Here is a 20415-nt window from a genome sequence, read left to right as displayed (position 1 = left end):
CAGCATTCGATCTTCGAAAGGTGAACGTCTATGAAGCGCACGGCAGTCGGCCTGATCGCGATGTCCGGGATCACCCTCGCGGTGCTGTCCCCGGCCGCGGCGTCGGCGGCGCCCGTACCGCTGGAGCAGGCCCCGGCCGCGGTTCAGACCACCGCGGTCGCACCGATCGATGCCACCAGCTCCGGTAGCGCGGCCGTGAACACGCTGCAATTCCTGCTGAAGTGCCTGACCACCGGCTCGGGTACCCCGGGCACCACCGGCACCGGCTGCCTGGTCTCCTAGCTGCCGCCGTGCGCGGCGGAGGTTCTCCGAAGTCTCTTGCGCGGCCTCGGAGAGCCTCCACCGTTGTCAGCGTTGCGCTGCCATCAGGCGGCGGACCATGCGGCAGGTGGCGTCCGAGGGCCGGTGCACGCCGATGACTTCCGCTGTGTGGCGGATGTTTTCATTGGTGGCCTGATCCGGGCTGAAGGATCCGGAGTCCAGTAGCGCGATGGCCAGCCGCATGGCCTTCAACCTGCGATTGTGCGAGATGTACCACGACCGCGGCCGCCCTGCGGGCAGCGGCTGTTTGGACAGCGGCCGCCACGCGTGATCGATCACGTCCCCCTTCTTCGGCACTTCGCCGGCCCGGTTCACCTTGTCGGACATGCTGGTAACAGCTGCGAGCACGACCATTCCTCCCGTCGCGATCCGGATCCGCACCCCGCATCGGCGGCGCGACTCCTTCGAACACATCTTCGATTCTACTCGTCCCCACCGACAAAATCGGCTGCTCACAATGACTTTGGCGATGCGACCCGATGGCCGTGACGGTGCGGCGCGGCCCGGCCGCGGAGGCGCGCGCACCCGGGTCGAAGGGCGGGCATATCATGCGAACATGACCGGAATGGACCGCCCTCGGCGGTTGCGCCGTACTCCCGCCATGCGTCGGCTCGTCGCCGAGACCAGCCTGGAGCCGCGGCATCTGATTCTGCCCATGTTCGTCGCCGACGGGATCGGCGAACCGCACGAGATCTCCTCCATGCCAGGCGTTTTCCAGCACTCGATGGACTCGCTGCGGAAGGCGGCCGTGGAGGCGGTGGCCGCCGGCGTGGGCGGGCTCATGCTGTTCGGCGTGCCCAAGCCGGAGGACAAGGACGCGCAGGGCAGTGCAGCCAGCGATCCGGACGGGATCCTGAACCGCGGCCTGCGCGCGCTGGTGCACGAGGTCGGCGGATCGACCGTGGTCATGGCCGACACCTGCCTCGACGAGTTCACCGACCACGGCCACTGCGGTGTGCTCGACGACAGCGGCGCGGTCGACAACGACGCCACGCTGACCCGCTACGTCGAAATGGCGTTGGCGCAGGCCGAAACCGGCGCGGACCTGCTCGGCACCAGCGGCATGATGGATGGCCAGGTGGCCGCGATCCGTGCGGGCCTGGACGACGCCGGGTACTCCGACACCGGCATCCTCGCCTACGCGGCCAAGTACGCCTCGGCCTTCTACGGTCCCTTCCGGGAGGCCGTCGGCTCCTCGCTGCAGGGGGATCGGCGCACCTATCAGCAGGATGCGGCGAACCGCCGCGAGGCAATTCGTGAGCTGGAGCTGGATCTGCTCGAGGGCGCGGACATCGTCATGGTGAAGCCCGCCATGTCGTATCTGGACATTCTGCGCGAGGTCGCGGACCGCTCCACGGTGCCGGTGGCGGCCTATCAGATCTCCGGTGAGTACGCCATGATCACCGCGGCCGCCCAGCACGGCTGGATCGATCGCAAGGGCGCGGTGCTGGAGTCGCTGCTCAGCATCCGGCGCGCGGGCGCGGACATGGTGCTGACCTACTGGGCCACCGAGGCCGCGCACTGGCTGTCGTGAGCGTGGCCGAGTAGCTCCGATCGTGAATCCGATGGTCCCGCCGGGTATTTCGCGCCCGGCTCCGGAAGACGTGCGCACCGCCTGCCAACTCTGGTACCTCACATTCGCTGTCGGCCTGGTGCAGTTGATCGCCTCGCTGGTGACGCAGTTCGGGCAGCGGCAGGATCTGGCGCAGCAAATGTTCGACCAGGTCAAGGAGCAGCAGCCGACCGTGACGCTGGCACAGGTGCAGGCCTGGATGGCGATCGTGTTCATCCTGGTCGGCGTGTTCTGGCTGGTGCTGACCGGCGCCGGAGTGGCCGTGGTGTACCAGCTGGGACGCGGAAAGGCCTGGGCGCGAGGGCTTCTCACCGGATTCGGCGTCTTCCTGGTGCTCGGCGCGGCGGGCACGCTGTTCGGCATCGGGATCAAGGAGGGTGCGGCCGCGCTGGTCGCCGGCGGGGCCGGAATCGTGGCGGCGGTGCTGGCGGGCGGGGCCGTATTCCTGTGCTATCGAAGCGAATCCGAGGCCTTCTTCCGTCCAGGACCGCAGTAGGAACGCCTGAGTTTGTGACAAGCGTACTAGCGGGTATGGTGAGGGCAGTCACAGAGAATTCGGGAACCGGGTGCCGGTCGTCATACGTTGTGTTATGGCGCGTTCGGCTCCGGGAAGGCGGAGGCAACGATGCGAGTGGTGATCCAGCAGCCGCACAGCCTGCGGCGCGATGTGCTGGTGCTGAGTCTGCTGTTTCTGTTCGGGCTGCTCACCCTCGCCGTGCTGTTGATTCCGGGCCTGGCCCGCTGAGCGAATCCACGATCTTTACGCTCGACCTATGAGTGAGGCCATCAACACCCCCGGGGCCGTGCTGTTCTCCGAGCCCGGTGCGCGCTGGCGGACCATCGCCTACGGACCCGCGCTGTGCGCGATCATCCTGGTCATCGAGCTGATCCGGGGCGGCGCCATCCACTGGTTCGGGCTGGTCTTCTGCGCGGTGCTGCTGGCCGGATTCGTGTGGTTGCAGGTGGTGGCGGGCAAGCGGCACATCAGTGTCGAGCTGACGCCGGAGCAACTGCGCGAGGGCACGGAGGTGGTGCCGCTGCGCGACATCGCCGAGGTGCTGCCGGAGGAAGACGACGAGTCCTGGGAGTATGAGGACTGGCAGTCGGCGCGGGCGCTGGGCGAGCTGACCGGAGTACCGCGGCGGCGCAAGGGAATCGGGCTGAAGCTGACCGACGGGCGGCTGGTGCAGGCGTGGGCGCGGGATCACGTCACGCTGCGCGCCGAGCTGACTGCCGCGCTGGAGCGGGCGCCCGGTACCGATGGCGACCCCGGCACCGATGACGAGCCTGGAACCGATGACGAGCGCGGGTCGGACGACGAGCGGAAGGAAGCGCTGTGATGCGATGGCTGACCGTATTCGCCGAATTCGTGCTGGTGCCGGTGCTGGTGGTGGCGGCGGTGTGGTGCTGGCACAACGGGATTCGGACCACTGTCTTCAAGCCGCAGGGTGAGGTACCCGCGTTCACCGCGACGCGGTACATCGGGCCCTGGCTGGCGGGGTGCGCGGTGCTGGCCATCATGTCGGGGCTGGCGCTGATCGACGTGGTGGCGCGGGCGGTTCGGCTCGCGCGCTGAGCTTTTCGCGACACGCTGCTCGAGGGGTGCGAAGTCCGGATTCGCCTTGGAGGCGTCCGGGCGGTCGCGGAGAATCATGGGCATGAAGCGCACAGATCTCGTGAAACGCATCGCCACCGCGGTGCTGGCCACGGGGGTCGTCGGCGTCGTGGCGGTGGCTCCGGCCGCCGCCGCTCCGGTCGATGCCGTCCCGGATTACCGGTCACACCCGGTCGCGCTGTCCTGGCAAGAACTACTACCGCCCCAGCTGAGTTGCCTGCTGTCCACCGGATGGGCGGCGTTCTGCCTGGGGATTCCGCTCCCGTAACGGGTCGCGGCGGCGCGACCGCAGACCGCGCCGCCGTCTCCGCTGCGGAAAAAGGTGTCAGCCCCGGTTACGCGAGGGCTGGGCTCCCGCTGATGCGAAAGCCTCAGCCCCAGTTCTGGTAAATATCCAGCACACGTCCGCTCCGGCTGCCCGGCAGATCGAGGAAGATCGCGACGTTGCCGTCTGGATGATCGGCGGCCTCCGCGATCACCTGCCGGAGCGAGGCGTGCACGCCACCCTTGTCGTCCTTGTAGATGCCGGTGTCGGGCCGCAGGCCCGCCCCCATCCGGTTCAGCGGCACGACCATGCTGATCACCGCGGGCACGGGACCATCGGCCAGCGCGGCGGTCTCACTGTGGGACAGTGTCACCCCCACCCGCCCCTGATCGACCTGCACCACCGGCTCCGCCGCTGCCGCGACGCCGGCCCCGGCGGCGAGCCCGGCCGTCACCGCGACGATCCCAACCCCGATTCGAACGACCCGCATACGTCCCGCCCTCTCTCCCAAGCCGTCTCCTGCTTCGAGACATTACGCACTAGCAAACGTGTAGCGAATAACGTTGTACGAAACTGGACTCCGGCGTGTTGCCCCACCGTCCCAGTGAGCCCACATCGGAGTCCGCGCACTGCAATTCGGAGTCCCGCGGCTGCGGGCTGGGAGAGGACCCGCGGGTATGTAATGCCCGGCAGCTCGCGGTTGAACCGCCATAGGTAGTTGCGTGCCGGGTAGCGGTTGACGGTCGCGCCGCACCCCGCGGACCCGGCACCAGGCCGTTCACCATCGTCGCGCTCGGGTCGCCCCATCGTTCGGCCGATGCCTCGGGGAGTTCGGCGGAGGCGGTATCGGTAGCGAGGGCTCGGGTGCCGGGGTGGGCGGCCGGGCCGCCTTCGGGATGCGGTGTTCGTATCGGGGTGCGAGGATGGCGGGTTGGCTGTGGGAAGGGCCACTCGACTACACCCTGTCGTCGACGAGGGCAGGGGCGGCTGAGAGACTGGGTGCCGTGAGTTCTTCTCCGCGTGCGAGCCAGGTGTCGGTCCCGGTCTCAGCCCAACTTTTCGAACGCGCCGCGGCGGTCATCCCGGGTGGCGTGAATTCGCCCGTGCGTGCGTTCAACTCCGTGGGCGGCACGCCGCGGTTCATCGCCTCCGCGCGCGGTTGCACGCTGACCGACGCCGACGGCAACGACTACGTCGACCTGGTGTGCTCGTGGGGCCCGATGATTCTCGGGCACGCGCACCCGGCAGTGGTCGAGGCGGTGCAGCGGGCGGCCACCGGCGGGCTGTCCTTCGGCGCGCCGACCGAGGCGGAAATCGAGCTCGCCGAGGCCATCGCGGGCCGGGTCGCTCCGGTGGATCGGGTGCGGCTGGTGAACTCCGGCACCGAGGCCACCATGAGCGCGGTCCGGCTGGCGCGCGGTTTCACCGGGCGCGGCAAGATCATCAAGTTCAGCGGCTGCTACCACGGGCACGTGGACGCGCTGCTGGCCGACGCCGGATCGGGCGTGGCCACGCTGGGCCTGCCGACCTCGCCGGGCGTCACCGGTGCGCAGGCGGCCGACACCCTCGTGCTGCCCTACAACGATCTCGACGCGGTGGCCGCCGCGTTCGCCGCCTACCCGGGTGAGATCGCGTGCGTCATCACCGAGGCCGCGGCGGGCAATATGGGCGCGGTCGCGCCGGTCGCCGGATTCAACGAGGGGCTGCGCCGGCTCACCACCGAGCACGGCGCGCTGCTCATCATGGACGAGGTCATGACCGGGTTCCGGGTGAGCCACTCGGGCTGGTTCGGCATCGACGGCGTGGCCGGTGACCTCTACACCTTCGGCAAGGTGATGAGCGGTGGCCTGCCGGCCGCGGCGTTCGGCGGGCGCGCCGACATCATGAATCACCTGGCGCCGCTGGGTCCGGTCTATCAGGCGGGCACCCTCTCGGGTAACCCGGTCGCGGTGGCCGCGGGTCTGGCCACGCTGCGCGCCGCGGACGAGCAGGTGTACGCGACGCTGAACAAGAACGCCGAGCGGCTGGGCGCGCTCATGACCGAGGCGCTGACCGCCGAGAGCGTCCCGCACCGGGTGCAATTCGCGGGCAATATGGTGAGCGTGTTCTTCGCCGAGAACCCGGTCACCGACTACGCCGCCGCCAAGGCGAGCGAAACCTGGCGTTTCCCAGCCTTCTTCCACGCGCTGCTGGATGCCGGTGTGTACGCGCCGCCGAGCGCCTTCGAAGCCTGGTTCGTCTCGGCCGCCCTCGACGAGGACGCGTTCGACCGCATCGCCGCCGCCCTCCCCGCCGCCGCGCGCGCCGCGGCGGCCGCCACCCCCGAAGGATCCGCCGCGTGAGCTCCGCCCACCCCGACTCCGGCCTACCCGCACCCACCCAGCACGAGGTTCCCCTCTCCGCCGCCGAGGCCACCCGCCTCCTGGACTCGATCCGTCAGGCCGAAGAGGAACTGGCCGAAACCGGCGAACACATCGCCGTCTCCCCGGCCGAACCCGTTTCCGCCCCAATGGAATCCGACAATTCCGGCGCAACCGCCGGGTCCGAAACGGATCCGGATGACTCCGATGCGGGTGAATCCGCTGCTCCGGTTGCGTCGTTCTCGTCCGAGATCGTGGTCGAGATCGATCCCGATGCGGGTGAATCCGGTGAATCGGGCACGGTATTCGCGGCCGCGGCCGCGGGCGATTCGGATGCGGCTGCCGCCGGTGCCGACGCGGCCTCCGGCACCACGGGCGGGTTGATCCTGCCGGGTGACGTGGCGGCCGATCTCGAGACGATCGTGCACGTCATGCGGCACGGCGAGGTCCACAATCCCAAGGGCATCCTGTACGGCCGGTTGCCCGGGTTCCAGCTGTCGGTGACGGGACGGGCGCAGGCGCAGGCCGTGGCGCGGTCGCTGGCGGATCATGACATCGCGCTGGTGGTGGCGTCGCCGCTGCAGCGGGCGCAGGAGACCGCGGATCCCATTGCGGCGGGCCACGGTCTGGTGATCCGGACCGACGACAATCTGATCGAGGCCGGCAATACCTTCGAGGGGCTGCGGGTCTCGGCGGGGGACGGCGCGCTGCGCAAGCCCCGGCACTGGTGGAAACTGCGCGACCCGTTCACGCCGTCCTGGGGTGAGCCGTACCTGCAGATCGCGCACCGCATGCTGGCCGCGGTGAACAAGGCGCGGGTGGAGGCCGCCGGCCGGGAGGCCGTGCTGGTCTCGCATCAGCTGCCGGTCTGGACGCTGCGCCGCTTCCTGCAGGGGCAGCGGCTGTGGCATGACCCGCGGCACCGCCAGTGCTCGCTCGCCTCGCTGACTTCGCTTGTCTACCAGGGCGATACCTTGATCGACATCGTCTACTCGGAGCCGGCGGGCGCCTCGGATCCCAAGGTGACCGGGGCATGAGCCGCGCCATCGCGTCCCGGCCCGCCCGCCGCCCGCTGCGCCGGGTCGCGGCGTTGCTGGCCGGTGTGAGTGTGGTGGCCGTGCTCGCCGGGTGTTCGACGGCGGGCAAGGACGCGGTGGCCCAGGGCGGCACCTTCGACTTCGTCTCGCCGGGCGGCAAGACCGAGATCTTCTACGATCCGCCGTCCTCGCGCGGCACCATCGGCAAGCTGTCCGGCCCGGATCTGCTGCACGACGGCAAGACCACGTCGGTGGACGATTTCCCCGGCAAGGTCGTGGTCGTCAATATCTGGGGCCAGTGGTGTGGCCCGTGCCGCGCGGAAGCGCCCGCGCTGGAACAGGTCTACGAGGCGAGCAAGGACAAGGGTGTCGCGTTCCTCGGCATCAATGTCCGCGACAACCAGAAGGACAAGGCCCAGGACTTCGTGACCGACAACAAGGTCGGTTACCCCTCCATCTACGACCCGTCCATGCGCAGCCTGCTCGCGCTCGGCGGCAAGTTCCCCACCAGCGTCATTCCCACCACCATCGTGCTGGACAAGCAGCATCGGGTGGCGGCGGTGTTCCTGCGCGCCCTGCTGGCCGAGGACCTGCAGCCGGTGGTGGACAAGCTCGCGCAGGAGCAGGCGTGAACCACGTGACCTACCTGGCGAGCGTGGGGGATTCGTTCCAGCAGACCGCCGCCACCGGACCACTGCTGCTGGCGTTGGGCGCGTGCATGCTGGCCGGTCTGGTGTCGTTCGCCTCGCCGTGCGTGGTGCCGCTGGTGCCCGGCTACCTGTCGTACCTGGCCGGTGTGGTGGGCGCGGAGGCCCCGCCGGTGACGGTGGAATCGGCCAAGACCACCAGAACCGCGGTGGCGAGCCGCAATTCCGCGCGCCTGCGGGTGGCGGGTGCGGCGGGCCTGTTCGTGGCGGGCTTCACCGTGGTGTTCGTACTGGCCTCGGCGACGGTGTTCGGCGCGATCCAGGTGCTGAACGTCAATCGTGATCTGCTGCAGCGCATCGGCGGCGTGGTGACCATCGTGATGGGCCTGGCGTTCATCGGTCTCATTCCGGCGCTGCAGCGCGACACCCGCATGGAGCCGCGCCGGCTCAGCGGCCTCATCGGGGCTCCGCTGCTGGGCGCGGTCTTCGCGCTCGGCTGGACACCGTGCCTGGGTCCGACGCTGTCGGGCGTGATGGCGGTGTCGGCGGGCACCGAGGGCACCACCGCGGTCCGCGGCGTGGCCCTCATCGTGGCCTACTGCCTGGGCCTGGGCCTGCCCTTCGTGATCCTGGCCTTCGGCTCGGCGACCGCGTTGCGCGGCGTCGGCTGGTTGCGCCGTAATTCCCGCACCATTCAGGTGATGGGCGGTCTGCTGTTGGTGGCCGTCGGTATCGCCCTGGTGACCGGGGCGTGGGACCAGTTCGTCTCCTGGGTCCGCGACGCCTTCGTCTCGAATGTGACCCTGCCGATCTGACATGACTGCCACCATCGAAACCCCCAGCGCCCCCGTCCGTCCGCCGCGTCAGTCGCCACTGCGGCGCGTACTCGGCGTCCTGCGCAATACCTGGCGCGGACTGACCAGCATGCGCACCGCGCTGATGCTGCTGTTCCTGCTGGCCCTGGCCGCCATCCCGGGTGCGCTGCTGCCACAGCGCAGTCTGAACGCGGGCAAGGTCGACGACTACATCCGCAATCGGCCCACCCTGGGCCCGTGGATGGACCGGCTGCAGCTGTTCGACGTGTTCTCCAGCTTCTGGTTCACGGCCGTGTATGTGCTGCTGTTCATTTCGCTGGTGGGCTGCATCCTGCCGCGCTGTGTGGACCACTACCGTGCGCTGCGGACACCGCCGGTCAAGGCGCCGCGCAACCTGTCTCGCCTGCCGCATCACTGGTCGGGGACCGACGCGGCCACCCCGGAGCAGGTGATCGAGCGGGCTCGCGGTCAGATGCGCGGCTGGCGCACGGTCGTGCAGCCCGGCGATCGCGCAGGGGAACTGACCCTCTCGGCGGAGAAGGGTTACACCCGCGAGCTCGGAAACCTGGTCTTCCACCTGGCGCTGGTCGGTCTGCTGGCGGCGATCGCGGTCGGCAAGCTGTTCGGCTACGAGGGCAATGTGGTCGTACTCGCCAATGACGGCCCGGGTTTCTGCACCACCTCGCCCGCGGTGTTCGACTCGTTCCGCGCGGGCAATGTGAACGACGGCACCGGCCTGACGCCGATGTGTGTGCGGGTCAAGGACTTCCGGGCCGACTACCTGCAGAACGGCCAGGCGTCCATGTTCACCTCGAACATCCAGTACCAGACCGGTAAGGATCTGAACTCCGACACCTGGCGCGACACCACCATCCAGGTGAACCATCCGCTGCGCGTCGCCGGCGACCGGGTCTACCTGCAGGGCCACGGTTTCGCGCCCAAGTTCACGGTGACCTTCCCGAACGGCCAGACCCGCACCGAGGCCATCCAGTGGAAGCCGGACGACGCCACCACCTTCCTGTCCTCGGGTGTGCTGCGCATCGATCCGCCGGGCGGCATGTATCCGAACGAGGAGGAGCGCCGCAAGCATCAGGTGGCGATCCAGGGCCTGTTCGCGCCGACCGCGCTCATGCACGGTCAGCTGCTGACCTCCATGTATCCGGCCATGAAGGATCCCGCGGTGGCGATCGACATCTACCAGGGTGATACCGGCCTGGACACCGGCCGCGCGCAATCGCTGTTCGCGCTCGACCCGGAGATGATCAAGCAGGGCCGCCTGGTGAAGGAACAGCGGGTGAACCTGAAGCCGGGTGAGTCCGCGACCCTGACCGACGGCACCAAGGTCACCTTCGACGGCGCGGAAGAGTTTGTGAACCTGCAGGTTTCGCACGATCCGGCGCAGCAGTGGGTGCTGGTGTCGGCGCTGACCATGATGGCGGGCCTGCTGGTGTCGCTGCTGGTGAAGCGCCGTCGCATCTGGTTGCGGGTGTACCCGGATACCGAAACCGACGGGGTACGACGTACCGTAGTAGAAATGGGCGGATTGGCCCGCACCGACCAGGCCGGGTGGGGCGGCGAGTTCGACCGCCTGCGTGAGCGGCTGCTGACGGGAGAGAAGTAATGCCGATCGACGAGAACATCGCCTCCTACAGCGATCTCGCGTTCAAGTCGGCCATCGTGATCTACGCGCTGGTCTGGATCATGCTGGTCTGGCAGTTCGCCCTCACCCGCACGGTGCCGACGGCCGCCGCCCGCCAGCTGGTCATCGCCGGAGGCGGTTCCGGCGTCGTCGACGAGCCGCCCGCCAATGTGCCCGGCAAGGTGCAGCCGCGCGGGGTCGAGCGCCCCTTCTCGGAGCGCCTGGGCAATATGGCCTTCGCGGTGCTGTTCGTGGGCTTCGGCGTGCACCTGGTCTCGATCGTGCTGCGCGGCTTCGCGACCCACCGCTTCCCGCTGGGCAATATGTTTGAGTTCATCTCGATGGCCACCGGCGCGGCCATGCTGCTCGGCCTGATCCTGCTGCGCGACCAGCGCTATCGCGGCATGTGGTCGTTCCTGCTGGTGCCGGTGCTGATCCTGCTGTTCCTGGCGGGCACCAAGCTGCACGTGGACGCGGCCCCCGTGGTCCCGGCCCTCAAGTCCTACTGGCTGCCGGTGCACGTCACCGTGGTGTCGATCGGCTCGGGCGTCTTCCTGGTCTCCGGCGTCGCGAGTCTGCTGTTCCTGTTCCGCCTCTGGCAGCCCGCGGGCGCGGAGTCCGACACCATCTTCGGCCAGCTGGCCCGCCGCCTCCCCGACGCCCAGCTGCTGGACCGGCTCGCCTACCGCACCACCATCATCGGCTTCCCGATCTTCGGCGCCGGCGTCATCCTCGGCGCGATCTGGGCCGAGGCCGCCTGGGGCCGCTTCTGGGGCTGGGACCCCAAGGAGACCTGCTCCTTCATCGCCTGGGTCCTCTACGCCGCCTACCTGCACGCCCGTGCCACCTCCGGCTGGCGCGACACCAAGGCCGCCTGGATCAACATCGCCGGTTTCGTGGCCATGCTCTTCAACCTCTTCATCATCAATATCGTGGTCAGCGGTCTGCACTCGTACGCGGGTCTGAACTGACCCGACAGGCTTCCTGAACTGGCCCAATGGGTTTCGGAAGGTCCCGGCACGTTTCAGTGCCGGGGCCTTCTTCTTTTCCCGAGAACTTCCGATCGGTGCTCGGGGGCTGTACGGTATTAAGCGACCGTGATTAGAACACGTTCTAGTTTTAGTGTTTAGTAGTGAAGGGGCTCGTCATGGCAGTGGCGCCGCAGGGTCGGGTTCGGAAGGTGCGGGAGATCGACGTGGGCGAGGCGCCCACGCGGTACGCACGCGGATGGCATTGCCTCGGGCTCGCGAAGTCGTTCCGGGACGGGAAGCCGCATCAGATCTCCGCCTTCGGGACCAAGCTGGTGGTCTTCGCCGACAGTAAGGGTGAGCTGCACGCGCTCGACTCCTACTGCCGGCACCTGGGCGGCGACCTCAGCATGGGTGAGATCAAAGGTGATTCCATCGCCTGCCCGTTCCACGATTGGCGCTGGGGCGGCAATGGGAAGTGCACCGGGATTCCGTACGCGCGGCGGGTGCCGCCGCTGGCGCGGACGCGGTCGTGGATCACCTTGGAGCGCAACGGCCAGCTCTTCGTGTGGCACGACCACGAGGGCAACCCGCCGCCGGACGAGGTGACGATCCCCTACATCGAGGGCCCGTACACCGATGCCGAGGGTAAGGGCACCGAGGGGCTCGCCGACGGCTGGACCGAGTGGACCTGGGAGTCCATGGTGATCGAGGGCTCCAACTGCCGCGAGATCATCGACAACGTCGTGGACATGGCCCACTTCTTCTACATCCACTACGCGTATCCGACGTTCTTCAAGAACGTCTTCGAGGGCCACGTCGCCACCCAGTTCCTGGACTCCACGGCGCGCCCGGACAAGGGCATGGCCACGCAGTACGGCGGCAACTCGACGCTGAAGTCGGTGGCCTCGTACTTCGGGCCGTCCTACATGGTCAATCCGCTGGTCAACAGCTACAGCGGGTTCGAGCTCGAGACCGTGCTGATCAACTGCCACTACCCGATCTCGCAGGACGCGTTCGTCCTGCAGTACGGCATGTCGGTGCGCAAGCCGCAGGGCGTCGACGATGCCTCGGCCGATCGGATCGCGAAGAAGATGACCGTCGGCATCGGTGAGGGCTTCCTGCAGGACGTCGAGATCTGGAAGCACAAGTCCAAGATCGAGAATCCGCTGCTGACCGAGGAGGACGGGCCGGTCTACCAGCTGCGTCGCTGGTACGAGCAGTTCTACGTGGACATCGCCGACATCGACCCGAAGTCGGTGCAGCGCTTCGAGTTCGAGGTCGACACCACCAAGGCCAATGAGGCGTGGCAGGCGGAGGTCGCCGAAAACCTCAGGCGCAAGGCGGAAGAGGACGCCGTCGGTCACTGACGGGGATCGGGTTCCGGACGGTCCGGGTGGGGCGCGTGCTGCGCGCCCACCCGGACCGTCGTCAGTTGGCGGCCGCGGTGACCGCCGCGATCAGCGCCTCGCCGGTGTAGGCGCGGCCGCCGATACCCCAGGCGCCGTCGAGGGCATTGAGGATATTGACCCAGATGTCCTCGCGCCGATGGCCTGCGGTGGTGAGCCCCGCGACGATGTCGGTGGCCGCGGTGATGAAGGCCGCGCGGGCGGTCGGGTCGGGCAGGCCGATATTGGGCAGCTTGAGTTCGACCATGACGATCGGCCGGTTCTCGCCGCCCGCGTAGATGTCCTCCGGCGGCAGCAGGTGCACGCTGCCGCCGATGATTCCGGTGAAGAAGTCATTGCCGGCGCCGCCGCTGACCTCGGCCAGGGCCGCGGTGAGGGCGGGCAGGATCTCGCGTTCGCCGCGGGCGGTGAGGATGCCGCGCGGTGCGGTCACGGTGATGGGCACTGGGCTCTCCGTTCTCGAAGGGCTAGTACGTACGTACTAGCGAGTCGAGTGTGTACTAGGATGGCCGTACTAGTCAATGGTGGGAGGAAGAATGGCGGCGACCACGCGGGATCGGATGATCGATGCGGCCATCGACGCGCTGCAGAAGAAGGGTGTCGCGGGCATGTCCTTCACCGCGGTCCTGGACGCCAGCGGCGCCGCGCGCGGCGCGATCTACCACCACTTCCCCGGCGGCAAGGCCGAATTGGTGGCGACGGCCGCCGCCCGCAACGGCGATCAGGTGCGCGAGCGTCTGGCCGCGCTACCGGCCCCCGATCCGGTGACTCTCGTCGAGTCCTTCCTCGCTCTGGTCCGCCCGGTAGTGGCCGCCTCGGCCGACGGCGCGGGCTGCGCCGTCGCCGCCGTCACCGTGGACCCCGACAGCGGCGACCTGCGCACCGTGGCGGCCACCGCATTCGATTCCTGGACAACCACTCTCGCCGAGCGCCTGACCGCCGCAGGCGCGGACCCGGCCACCGCCGCGGACCTGGCGATCACCCTGCTCACCCTGCTGCAGGGCGCGCACGTGCTCTGCCGCGCCGCGGGCGAGATCGAGCCCTTCGATCGAATGGCGCGCGCCGCAACGGATCTCGTCCGCCACCGGTTCGCGCCGGGCGCTCAGGGGCGGTAGGCGCGCAGGAACGTGTCCACGGCCGCGTCGGCGACGGCCTGGAGTTCGGCCGCGGCGACGGCCCGATTGCCCTGGCGCGAGCGCGCTTCCAGTGTTCGCGCGACGCGGCTACGCCCAGGCCTGTGTGAGGTGCTCGCGGCCATGCGTCGCACCGCGTCGGTGGAGTCGGTGAGTTTCGCGACGGTCGGGCAGAGCCTGGGGGATCCGGCCGAGGGCCTCACGCATGCCTACTGCGTGGGTATCGAGGATCTGGCCGCGTTGGAGCGGTATCTGCACGACCCGGTGCACCTGGCCGGGGATCCGGAGATCGCGCCGCATTTTGCGAAACTGGTGATCGGCCCGGATATTTCGGATGATCCGGACCCGGAGCTGTCCGACAAGATCAAGGCGCTGCATCTGCGCAAGGTCGAGATGTATCCCGCATGGGAGGAGCTCATGGCCACCATCCCCGAGGTGGCCTTCGCGTGAAACGACGCGTCCCCCGTGGGTCCGCTGGTGCGGATCCGCGGGGGACGGTCACATCTGTCTATATGGCTATCTGGTTGGCGAGCTTCGGTCATTCAGGTGGATTCGCCGTCACGATGCTCCCGGGAGAGCTTGGCGAGGAAATCCGGATCATCTTCGGGACCGATAACGCGGTTGCGCCGGGTGGGTGCTGGGCCGGTGCCGGCCGATCGCTGGGGTCCGAAAGCCTTCCAGCACAGCATCGCAATGGCCACGACCGCGATGAGTGCCAACAGGTACGTCACGTCGCTCACCTCCTGACAACGAGGGTAATCCGAGTGCGTACCCGCGGCACCTGAAGCGGGAAATAGGTGTTACACGCGGGTGGCCTCGGTGGTGAGGGACCGCAGGAGTTGCAGAACTTCTGATTCGCGGAACCGGCGGTGGCCGCCCGGAGTCCGAAGGGAGCCGAGCCGACCTGCGTGAGCCCAGCGGGTCACGGTCTTCGGATCGACGTGGAACAGGGCAGCGACCTGGCCTGGGGTGAGCAGAGTGTCCTGGCCGTTGACGGAACCCAATGCGCGGCTCGCCGCGGTGAACGCAGTCATTCGCAAACCTTTCCGTTTCGACAGATCCCTCATCAGTAGCGACATCGTTGCACTGGACCCCCTGGGTGTTCGAACGGTCTCGCTTTGGTAAAGGGGAAGTAATAGACAAAACGGATATCCGTTATGTGTTTACGGTCACTTTTGGCTCTAATGCAGCGAACTACCAGCGACATACGGGCTGGTCGGATTAATTTTCCGGCCGGGCGAGGGCCGCGGCGGCGCCCGAACCGCCGTCACCTAGGCTGTTCTGCGTGAGTGATGCAACCCGGCCCGAAGGTGCGGGCCGCCGCCTGGCACGCAGTTTGGCTATCTACACGGTGGCCCGGCTCGGGCTGGTCGCCGTCATCACCGCGATCATCATGGGCGTCGCCGCCGTGGTGAAAGTGGCCATCCCCCTCATCGTGGCCCTGCTGTTCGGGCTGCTCATCGCGATGCCGCTGTCGCTGCTGCTGTTCAAGAAGCTGCGTACCCAGGTCAACAAGGACATCGCGGCGGTGGACGCCAAGCGCCGCCGGGACCGTGACCAGCTGATGTCGAGACTGCAGGGCAAGGACGAGCAGTGAAACGCTGCGATCGCAGCGCACCCAGGGAGTGGGTCGACAATGCGGTCCGGCTCATCGACGCCGACACCCAGCGCAGCGCGGACACCCATCTGCTGCGCTATCCCCTGCCGCCGGAGTGGGGCGTCCAGCTCTATCTGAAGGACGAATCCACCCATCCGACCGGCAGTCTCAAACACCGCCTGGCGAGATCGCTGTTCCTGTACGCCATCTGCAACGGCTGGGTGACCGAGGGCACCACCGTGGTGGAGGCTTCCTCGGGGTCGACGGCCATCAGCGAGGCGTATTTCGCCAGGATGCTGGGCCTGGACTTCGTGGCCGTGGTCCCGGCCAGGACCTCGCCGGAGAAGCTGGCGCTCATCGAGGCCCAGGGCGGTCGCTGTCACCTGGTCGAACGCGCGCCCGACATCTATACGGAGGCAGCGCGTCTGGCGGACGAGACCGGCGGCCACTATATGGACCAGTTCACCAATGCCGAGCGGGCCACCGACTGGCGAGGTAACAACAACATCGCCGAATCCATCTTCCAGCAGATGACCCTGGAGGCACACCCGGTGCCGGAGTGGGTCGTGGTGGGCGCGGGGACCGGCGGTACCAGCGCGACCATCGGCCGCTACCTGCGCTACAAGCGGCACGCGACCCGGCTGGCCGTGGTGGATCCGGAGAACTCGGCCTTCTACGGCGGCTACGAGGTCGACGACCTGGACTATCAGACCGGAATGCCGTCCCGGATCGAGGGCATCGGGCGGCCGCGGGTGGAGCCGTCGTTCGTGCCGAGCGTGGTGGACTGCATGATCGAGGTGCCCGACGCGGCCTCGGTGGCGACCGCCAGGCACGCGAGCGCGGTGCTGGGCCGGCGCGTGGGCGGGTCCACGGGCACCAATCTGTGGGGGGCCTTTGCCCTGATTGCCGACATGATCGCCGAGAACCGTACCGGCAGTGTGGTGACGTTGCTCTGTGATGGCGGAGACCGTTATGCCGGAACCTATTTCAATGACGAATGGGTTGCCGACCAGGGGCTGAGCTTGACCGAGCCCACCGCGGTGCTGACCGAATTCATCGCCACCGGTACTTGGTCGGGATAGTTTTCGCACGGCACGACGGGTCGGCTGATATCGGTTGATCACCCATCGGAAAGATTGCTACTTATTTGCCGAAGTGGTTTGGTTGGGTTCGGATCGTTAGCGGGCGCAGCGTTTTTCGCGCGTCTCGACGGGGTAGCAGGGCCTCCAGGGGCGTTAATAGGCCTTGACGTTTCGGGGCGTTGCCGGACCACCGGACGGGTCACCGCGGTCGGTCGATCGACCGTGGTGCCGAGCACCAGGAGCCACGATTGCAGGCTCGATTGGGTGCGCCACATATTGATGCGCAACTCGGTGATGGCCAGCGTGCGCGGCTCGCGCACCAGCTTGGTGAGATCGGTGCGCTCGACGGCGATCGTGTCGGAGCGCCACAGCAGTGTGAAGTCCGTATCGGTGAGGCACTTCTCGAGGATCTGGCGGCCGCGCTCGTCTTCATCGCTGCGGGCCAGCTGCATACGAAACCGACCGGCTGCCATTCGCACTTCGGTATCCCAGTTCACCATGACGGTGCGCGAGATCGGATTGAAGATCAGCCATTCCAGGTAGTTCATCCCGGGGACGAGTTCCGGAAAGTACTCCTGGTGTGCGGCATTGGCCGCGACGATGTCCCAGAGCTCGGTGATGTACGCGCCGATGGCGGGGTTGAGCAGATCCAGGTACTCCTGGTCGGCGGGGGTGGGGTGGTCGGCCTCGAGGCGCGGCAGCGGCCCCTCGGCCAGCGCCAGGGCATACTCGAATTCGGCCGGCGGCAGTTTCAGTGCGCTGCAGAGGGATTCGATGACGCGCCGGGACGGAGTGGCCCCGCCCTCGATCTTGGTCAGGTAGGGGACCGAGAGGTTGGCCGGCCAGGCCAGTTGGGGACGCGTGAGATTCGCGGTGGTGCGGCGCTGGCGAATGTATTCGCCGAACGTGGGAACTCCATCCATTTACTTAGGCAGACCTTACTCGTATGGCCGTCAGGTACACGCGCGGTTGCCGACGGATACCCGCACGGTCCCGGGGTGTGGGCGGTGCGGCCTTCCGTTCTGCTCCAATAGTTTGAAGCAACAACAAATCAGAAGTGCGGGGCGGGGTCGTCTACGCCTGGGGGCCTGCGGCTTTCGGCCTGTTGCGCGACTGCGCGCCGTTCATTCCGTGGGACCGAACTGGTTCCGTTCTCGGGATCCCCGTTCCCGGCCGTCACGTGATGTCAGCTGACGGCGAACACCTTTCCGATTGGTGTCAATTTTCGTTGACGCGCGGCGAGTGTCAACGTAAATTGACACTCATGAGTGAAGCAACGACTCTGGCGGCCGCCGCCGGCAGCCCCGACCCCCAGGTCGGGCTCCGCGCGGTGCTGGCACTGCGTCGGTTGCTCGAGCGGCTCGAGGCCATTCAGGTCGGCAATGCCCGCAAGCAGGGCTGGTCCTGGCAGGCCATCGCGGACGCGCTCGAGGTCAGCCGGCAGGCGGTCCACCAGAAGTACAACCGGAAGGGCGGTATCCGCTGATGTTCGAACGATTCGACAAGGCAGCCAGATACGCGGTCGTCATGGCCCAGGAGGAGGCTCGCGACCTGTGCTCGTCGACCATCGAGGTCGAGCACATGCTGCTGGGTCTGCTCGTCAGCCAAGACCATGGTCTGCGGGAAATCCTTGCGGCACACGGCCTCACCGCCGAAGGCGTGCGAGACGCGGTGGCCCGCAAGCGGACCGGCGAGCCGCTCGGTGCGGAGGACGCGGCCGCTCTGCGTTCCATCGGCATCGACCTCGACGCCGTGCGCGAGAGCCTGGAGGCCACCTTCGGCGAGAACGCCCTCGATCAGGCGGCCGTGCCCGCCGAGCAATCGCGCTGGGGCAAGTACTGGGGCGCGGAAGGCGGCCCGCGCGGCCACATTCCCTTCACCAAGGACTCCAAGAAGGTCATCGAGCTGTCCCTGCGTGAGGCGTTGTCGCGCAAGGACAATCGCATCGAGGCCGGGCACATGATGCTGGCCGTGCTGCGCGCGCCCAATGCCGTCACCCGCCGCCTGCTCGGCGACGACGAGGCGATGCGCGTCCTGCGTGACGCGGTGTCCGGCTATCTCGACCGCGCGGCCTGATCCGGCCCGCGTAGCGACCGCCCTACCCGGATGTCCGGCCCGCGAGTTGATCTCGCCCTACGATCGGGGCATGACGCTACTGATACGTCTGCTGATCAACGGGGTGGCCATCTGGCTGGCCGCCGCCTGGGTGAACGGCATCGAGATCAAGACCCCCGAGGACACCACCCAGAGCAAGATCCTGGTGATCGCGGCCATCACGGTGGTGTTCGCCCTGGTGAACACGCTGGTGAAACCGATCGTGAAGGTGCTCTCGTTCCCCTTCATCGTGGTCTCGCTGGGCCTGTTCCTGCTGGTGATCAACGCGCTCATGCTGTGGCTGACCGCGAAGATCACCGGCACTACGGATTACGGCCTGCGCGTGGACGGCTTCTGGGCCGCCGTGCTCGGCGGCGTCATCATCTCGCTGGTGAACTGGGTACTCGGCGTCCTGGTCCCGGACGAGGACTGAGACCGGCCGGCCGTCGATCAGACGACGGCCAGCGCCACGGCCACCACGGCCGACCAGACCAGCATCGCCTGACCGGTACCGGCAAGGGCGGGAATCAATCCCGGACCGTTCTTGCCGGTCCGCACCGGCTCGTTGGCGCGGACCGCCAGCGGCAGCGCGACCAGCGCGGCCAGGGTCCACGGGCTGCGCCAGACCAGCAGTGCGAGTGCGAGGAACGGGATCAGGATCAGCACCATGTGCAGGGTGCGGGTGTGCGCGTCGCCCAGCCGCACCGCCAGGGTGAGCTTGCCCGATTCGGTATCGGTGGGAATGTCGCGCAGGTTGTTGGTGACCAGCACCGCGCTGGAGAACGCGCCGACGGACACCGCGCACACCAGGCCCGCCCAGTCCACCCGCCCGGCCTGCACGAATTCGGTGCCCAGCACCGCCACCAGGCCGAAGAACACGAACACCGCGATCTCACCGAAACCGCTGTAGCCGTACGGGTTCCGGCCGCCGGTGTAGAACCACGCCCCCGCCAGGCAGGCCGCGCCCACCAGCAGCAGCCACCAGGCGCTGGTGATCACCAGCACCAGGCCGATGACCGCGCCGACCGCGAGGCAGGCGATGGCGGCATTGCGCACCGCGGCCGGAGCCGCCAGCTTGGAACCGACCAGCCGCAGCGGGCCGACCCGCTCGTCATCGGTGCCGCGAATGCCGTCGGAGTAGTCGTTGGCGTAGTTGACGCCGATGATCAGCGCCACCGAAAGGAGCAGGCACAGTATCGCTTTCCACCACACGAACCCGTCGATCGAGGCGGCCGCCCCCGTGCCCGCCAGAACCGGGGCGATGGCATTCGGGAGGGTGCGCGGCCGAGCGCCCTCGATCCACTGTGCTGCTGTAGCCATGCTTGGCAGCCTAGTGCGAGAGTCGGCGGCCGCGCCCGCCCGAGTGTCCGGGGATGCCGGCGCCGGCGCCGGTCAGCTTTCGGCCGCGGCCTTGAGCTGGGCCAGCCCCTTCTCGAAGTCCTTGCCGACCAGGCGATCCATCGGGAACAGCTTGCCGATGATGGCCATCGGGCCGTTCTGTGTGCCGGTCATGCGCCAGGTCACCGCGGTGGTGTCGCCCTGCGGGCGGAATTCGAAGGTGACCTGGTTGGTCGCTTTGAACGGCTTCTCGAAGTGCAGCCTGATGCCGATGGCGTCGGAGGTGGCGGAGGTGATCTCCATATCACCGCGGCCGGCCTTGCGGTTGCCGCTCCAGAAGTAGCGGGCGCCGATGCCGCGATCGGCACCGCTGTAGACGCGCTCCATGGCGGGATCGGTGTCCTCCCACGGCGACCACTTGCGCCACTGGTGGAAGTCGTCGACGAGTGCCTGGACCTGTGCGGGATCGGCCTTGATGACCGTTTCCCGGCGAATGTCGAATTCGGCCATGGCATGAGGGTA

At 67.9% G+C, this 20415-nt stretch carries 28 protein-coding genes; 20 read left to right on the top strand and 8 right to left on the bottom strand.

Annotated elements, in window-relative coordinates:
* The first annotated feature begins 30 nt into the window (after positions 1 to 30).
* On the top strand, positions 31 to 282 hold the full coding sequence (locus ACFXIV_RS11500) for a hypothetical protein (protein ID WP_379399549.1): 252 nt from the start codon (positions 31 to 33) through the stop codon (positions 280 to 282).
* A 66-nt stretch (positions 283 to 348) separates the two neighbouring features.
* Here the strand turns inward: ACFXIV_RS11500 and ACFXIV_RS11495 are convergent, their stop codons facing one another.
* A complete protein-coding gene (locus ACFXIV_RS11495; RefSeq protein WP_354846878.1) occupies positions 349 to 669 on the bottom strand; it encodes a hypothetical protein in 321 nt (106 codons plus the stop codon).
* A gap of 208 nt (positions 670 to 877) precedes the next feature.
* Here ACFXIV_RS11495 and hemB point away from each other — a divergent pair, with 208 nt between their 5' ends.
* The 5 genes from hemB (at position 878) to ACFXIV_RS11470 (ending at position 3777) form a co-directional block, all read left to right on the top strand.
* Positions 878 to 1855 (top strand): porphobilinogen synthase, encoded by a 978-nt coding sequence (gene hemB, locus ACFXIV_RS11490; protein WP_364620156.1) that lies wholly within the window; start codon positions 878 to 880, stop codon positions 1853 to 1855.
* A 22-nt stretch (positions 1856 to 1877) separates the two neighbouring features.
* The gene (locus tag ACFXIV_RS11485) at positions 1878 to 2390 is read left to right on the top strand and encodes a hypothetical protein (protein ID WP_379399548.1); all 513 of its coding nucleotides are present in this window, start codon (positions 1878 to 1880) and stop codon (positions 2388 to 2390) included.
* A gap of 277 nt (positions 2391 to 2667) precedes the next feature.
* Entirely contained in the window at positions 2668 to 3234 is a 567-nt protein-coding gene (locus ACFXIV_RS11480) for a hypothetical protein (protein ID WP_379399547.1), read from the top strand.
* Positions 3234 to 3470 carry a hypothetical protein gene (locus ACFXIV_RS11475; RefSeq protein WP_379399546.1) on the top strand — a complete coding sequence of 79 codons (237 nt, stop codon included), beginning with the start codon at positions 3234 to 3236 and terminating at the stop codon, positions 3468 to 3470. The genes ACFXIV_RS11480 and ACFXIV_RS11475 overlap by 1 nt, the downstream gene beginning before the upstream one ends.
* Positions 3471 to 3552: 82 nt before the next feature.
* A complete protein-coding gene (locus tag ACFXIV_RS11470; protein WP_379399545.1) occupies positions 3553 to 3777 on the top strand; it encodes a hypothetical protein in 225 nt (74 codons plus the stop codon).
* A 103-nt stretch (positions 3778 to 3880) separates the two neighbouring features.
* Here ACFXIV_RS11470 and ACFXIV_RS11465 read toward each other — a convergent pair whose 3' ends face one another.
* Entirely contained in the window at positions 3881 to 4264 is a 384-nt protein-coding gene (locus ACFXIV_RS11465) for a hypothetical protein (RefSeq protein WP_379399544.1), read from the bottom strand.
* A gap of 514 nt (positions 4265 to 4778) precedes the next feature.
* Here ACFXIV_RS11465 and hemL point away from each other — a divergent pair.
* The 7 genes from hemL (at position 4779) to ACFXIV_RS11430 (ending at position 12610) form a co-directional block, all read left to right on the top strand.
* Positions 4779 to 6116 (top strand): glutamate-1-semialdehyde 2,1-aminomutase, encoded by a 1338-nt coding sequence (gene hemL, locus ACFXIV_RS11460; RefSeq protein WP_379399543.1) that lies wholly within the window; start codon positions 4779 to 4781, stop codon positions 6114 to 6116.
* Positions 6117 to 6565: 449 nt separating this feature from the next.
* Entirely contained in the window at positions 6566 to 7171 is a 606-nt protein-coding gene (locus ACFXIV_RS11455; RefSeq protein ID WP_354847158.1) for a histidine phosphatase family protein, read from the top strand.
* Positions 7168 to 7803 carry a TlpA family protein disulfide reductase gene (locus tag ACFXIV_RS11450; RefSeq protein ID WP_379399542.1) on the top strand — a complete coding sequence of 212 codons (636 nt, stop codon included), beginning with the start codon at positions 7168 to 7170 and terminating at the stop codon, positions 7801 to 7803. The genes ACFXIV_RS11455 and ACFXIV_RS11450 overlap by 4 nt, the downstream gene beginning before the upstream one ends.
* Before the next feature lie 5 nt (positions 7804 to 7808).
* A complete protein-coding gene (locus ACFXIV_RS11445; protein ID WP_379399603.1) occupies positions 7809 to 8633 on the top strand; it encodes a cytochrome c biogenesis CcdA family protein in 825 nt (274 codons plus the stop codon).
* A gap of 1 nt (position 8634) precedes the next feature.
* Positions 8635 to 10254, top strand: a complete 1620-nt coding sequence (locus tag ACFXIV_RS11440) for a cytochrome c biogenesis protein ResB (RefSeq protein ID WP_379399541.1) — start codon at positions 8635 to 8637, stop codon at positions 10252 to 10254.
* Entirely contained in the window at positions 10254 to 11243 is a 990-nt protein-coding gene (gene ccsB, locus ACFXIV_RS11435) for a c-type cytochrome biogenesis protein CcsB (RefSeq protein ID WP_379399540.1), read from the top strand. Before ACFXIV_RS11440 ends, ccsB begins: the two co-directional genes overlap by 1 nt.
* 176 nt (positions 11244 to 11419) lie before the next feature.
* Positions 11420 to 12610 carry a Rieske 2Fe-2S domain-containing protein gene (locus ACFXIV_RS11430; protein ID WP_379399539.1) on the top strand — a complete coding sequence of 397 codons (1191 nt, stop codon included), beginning with the start codon at positions 11420 to 11422 and terminating at the stop codon, positions 12608 to 12610.
* Between the two features lie 61 nt (positions 12611 to 12671).
* On the opposite strand, the gene ACFXIV_RS11425 is transcribed toward ACFXIV_RS11430, so the two are convergent.
* Positions 12672 to 13094, bottom strand: coding sequence for a hypothetical protein (locus tag ACFXIV_RS11425; protein ID WP_379399538.1), 423 nt, complete (start codon positions 13092 to 13094; stop codon positions 12672 to 12674).
* Positions 13095 to 13185: 91 nt separating this feature from the next.
* Here ACFXIV_RS11425 and ACFXIV_RS11420 point away from each other — a divergent pair, with 91 nt between their 5' ends.
* Positions 13186 to 13764, top strand: a complete 579-nt coding sequence (locus ACFXIV_RS11420; protein WP_379399537.1) for a TetR/AcrR family transcriptional regulator — start codon at positions 13186 to 13188, stop codon at positions 13762 to 13764.
* 141 nt (positions 13765 to 13905) lie between these two features.
* On the top strand, positions 13906 to 14232 hold the full coding sequence (locus ACFXIV_RS11415) for a Dabb family protein (protein WP_379399536.1): 327 nt from the start codon (positions 13906 to 13908) through the stop codon (positions 14230 to 14232).
* A 92-nt stretch (positions 14233 to 14324) separates the two neighbouring features.
* Here ACFXIV_RS11415 and ACFXIV_RS11410 read toward each other — a convergent pair whose 3' ends face one another.
* Entirely contained in the window at positions 14325 to 14513 is a 189-nt protein-coding gene (locus ACFXIV_RS11410; RefSeq protein WP_040862127.1) for a hypothetical protein, read from the bottom strand.
* Positions 14514 to 14582: 69 nt separating this feature from the next.
* Entirely contained in the window at positions 14583 to 14816 is a 234-nt protein-coding gene (locus tag ACFXIV_RS11405) for a BldC family transcriptional regulator (protein WP_051152909.1), read from the bottom strand.
* Positions 14817 to 15067: 251 nt separating this feature from the next.
* Here ACFXIV_RS11405 and ACFXIV_RS11400 point away from each other — a divergent pair, with 251 nt between their 5' ends.
* The gene (locus ACFXIV_RS11400) at positions 15068 to 15379 is read left to right on the top strand and encodes a DUF4229 domain-containing protein (protein WP_354851448.1); all 312 of its coding nucleotides are present in this window, start codon (positions 15068 to 15070) and stop codon (positions 15377 to 15379) included.
* The gene (locus ACFXIV_RS11395) at positions 15376 to 16461 is read left to right on the top strand and encodes a PLP-dependent cysteine synthase family protein (RefSeq protein WP_379399535.1); all 1086 of its coding nucleotides are present in this window, start codon (positions 15376 to 15378) and stop codon (positions 16459 to 16461) included. The genes ACFXIV_RS11400 and ACFXIV_RS11395 overlap by 4 nt, the downstream gene beginning before the upstream one ends.
* A 38-nt stretch (positions 16462 to 16499) precedes the next feature.
* On the opposite strand, the gene ACFXIV_RS11390 is transcribed toward ACFXIV_RS11395, so the two are convergent.
* The gene (locus ACFXIV_RS11390; protein ID WP_379399534.1) at positions 16500 to 17384 is read right to left on the bottom strand and encodes a helix-turn-helix domain-containing protein; all 885 of its coding nucleotides are present in this window, start codon (positions 17382 to 17384) and stop codon (positions 16500 to 16502) included.
* Positions 17385 to 17725: 341 nt separating this feature from the next.
* On the opposite strand from ACFXIV_RS11390, the gene ACFXIV_RS11385 reads away from it, so the two are divergent.
* The 3 genes from ACFXIV_RS11385 to ACFXIV_RS11375 all read left to right on the top strand — a co-directional run bounded on the left by ACFXIV_RS11385 (position 17726) and on the right by ACFXIV_RS11375 (position 18988).
* The gene (locus tag ACFXIV_RS11385) at positions 17726 to 17947 is read left to right on the top strand and encodes a hypothetical protein (protein WP_040813561.1); all 222 of its coding nucleotides are present in this window, start codon (positions 17726 to 17728) and stop codon (positions 17945 to 17947) included.
* Positions 17947 to 18537 carry a Clp protease N-terminal domain-containing protein gene (locus tag ACFXIV_RS11380; RefSeq protein ID WP_379399533.1) on the top strand — a complete coding sequence of 197 codons (591 nt, stop codon included), beginning with the start codon at positions 17947 to 17949 and terminating at the stop codon, positions 18535 to 18537. Before ACFXIV_RS11385 ends, ACFXIV_RS11380 begins: the two co-directional genes overlap by 1 nt.
* 70 nt (positions 18538 to 18607) lie before the next feature.
* The gene (locus ACFXIV_RS11375) at positions 18608 to 18988 is read left to right on the top strand and encodes a phage holin family protein (RefSeq protein WP_379399532.1); all 381 of its coding nucleotides are present in this window, start codon (positions 18608 to 18610) and stop codon (positions 18986 to 18988) included.
* 17 nt (positions 18989 to 19005) lie between these two features.
* On the opposite strand, the gene ACFXIV_RS11370 is transcribed toward ACFXIV_RS11375, so the two are convergent.
* On the bottom strand, positions 19006 to 19875 hold the full coding sequence (locus ACFXIV_RS11370) for a 1,4-dihydroxy-2-naphthoate polyprenyltransferase (protein WP_354851434.1): 870 nt from the start codon (positions 19873 to 19875) through the stop codon (positions 19006 to 19008).
* Positions 19876 to 19947: 72 nt separating this feature from the next.
* Entirely contained in the window at positions 19948 to 20403 is a 456-nt protein-coding gene (locus ACFXIV_RS11365; RefSeq protein WP_379399531.1) for an SRPBCC family protein, read from the bottom strand.
* Positions 20404 to 20415 lie beyond the last annotated feature (12 nt).

It is taken from the genome of Nocardia sp. NPDC059236 (genome assembly GCF_042754085.1).
Lineage (GTDB): Bacteria > Actinomycetota > Actinomycetes > Mycobacteriales > Mycobacteriaceae > Nocardia.
Note: the sequence above shows the minus strand (reverse complement) of the source record. Positions and strands in the feature narration are given on the sequence as shown.

Coding starts and splice junctions, on each gene's coding strand:
- ACFXIV_RS11440 (WP_379399541.1), top strand. CDS start 8,635: ATGACTGCCACCATCGAAACCCCCAGCGCCCCCGTCCGTCCGCCGCGT.
- ACFXIV_RS11450 (WP_379399542.1), top strand. CDS start 7,168: ATGAGCCGCGCCATCGCGTCCCGGCCCGCCCGCCGCCCGCTGCGCCGG.
- ACFXIV_RS11420 (WP_379399537.1), top strand. CDS start 13,186: ATGGCGGCGACCACGCGGGATCGGATGATCGATGCGGCCATCGACGCG.
- ACFXIV_RS11390 (WP_379399534.1), bottom strand. CDS start 17,384: ATGGATGGAGTTCCCACGTTCGGCGAATACATTCGCCAGCGCCGCACC.
- ACFXIV_RS11415 (WP_379399536.1), top strand. CDS start 13,906: ATGCGTCGCACCGCGTCGGTGGAGTCGGTGAGTTTCGCGACGGTCGGG.
- ACFXIV_RS11470 (WP_379399545.1), top strand. CDS start 3,553: ATGAAGCGCACAGATCTCGTGAAACGCATCGCCACCGCGGTGCTGGCC.
- ACFXIV_RS11475 (WP_379399546.1), top strand. CDS start 3,234: ATGCGATGGCTGACCGTATTCGCCGAATTCGTGCTGGTGCCGGTGCTG.
- ACFXIV_RS11405 (WP_051152909.1), bottom strand. CDS start 14,816: ATGACTGCGTTCACCGCGGCGAGCCGCGCATTGGGTTCCGTCAACGGC.
- ACFXIV_RS11365 (WP_379399531.1), bottom strand. CDS start 20,403: ATGGCCGAATTCGACATTCGCCGGGAAACGGTCATCAAGGCCGATCCC.
- ACFXIV_RS11375 (WP_379399532.1), top strand. CDS start 18,608: ATGACGCTACTGATACGTCTGCTGATCAACGGGGTGGCCATCTGGCTG.
- ACFXIV_RS11385 (WP_040813561.1), top strand. CDS start 17,726: ATGAGTGAAGCAACGACTCTGGCGGCCGCCGCCGGCAGCCCCGACCCC.
- ccsB (WP_379399540.1), top strand. CDS start 10,254: ATGCCGATCGACGAGAACATCGCCTCCTACAGCGATCTCGCGTTCAAG.
- ACFXIV_RS11465 (WP_379399544.1), bottom strand. CDS start 4,264: ATGCGGGTCGTTCGAATCGGGGTTGGGATCGTCGCGGTGACGGCCGGG.
- ACFXIV_RS11455 (WP_354847158.1), top strand. CDS start 6,566: ATGCGGCACGGCGAGGTCCACAATCCCAAGGGCATCCTGTACGGCCGG.
- ACFXIV_RS11500 (WP_379399549.1), top strand. CDS start 31: ATGAAGCGCACGGCAGTCGGCCTGATCGCGATGTCCGGGATCACCCTC.
- ACFXIV_RS11480 (WP_379399547.1), top strand. CDS start 2,668: ATGAGTGAGGCCATCAACACCCCCGGGGCCGTGCTGTTCTCCGAGCCC.
- ACFXIV_RS11370 (WP_354851434.1), bottom strand. CDS start 19,875: ATGGCTACAGCAGCACAGTGGATCGAGGGCGCTCGGCCGCGCACCCTC.
- ACFXIV_RS11380 (WP_379399533.1), top strand. CDS start 17,947: ATGTTCGAACGATTCGACAAGGCAGCCAGATACGCGGTCGTCATGGCC.
- ACFXIV_RS11430 (WP_379399539.1), top strand. CDS start 11,420: ATGGCAGTGGCGCCGCAGGGTCGGGTTCGGAAGGTGCGGGAGATCGAC.
- hemB (WP_364620156.1), top strand. CDS start 878: ATGACCGGAATGGACCGCCCTCGGCGGTTGCGCCGTACTCCCGCCATG.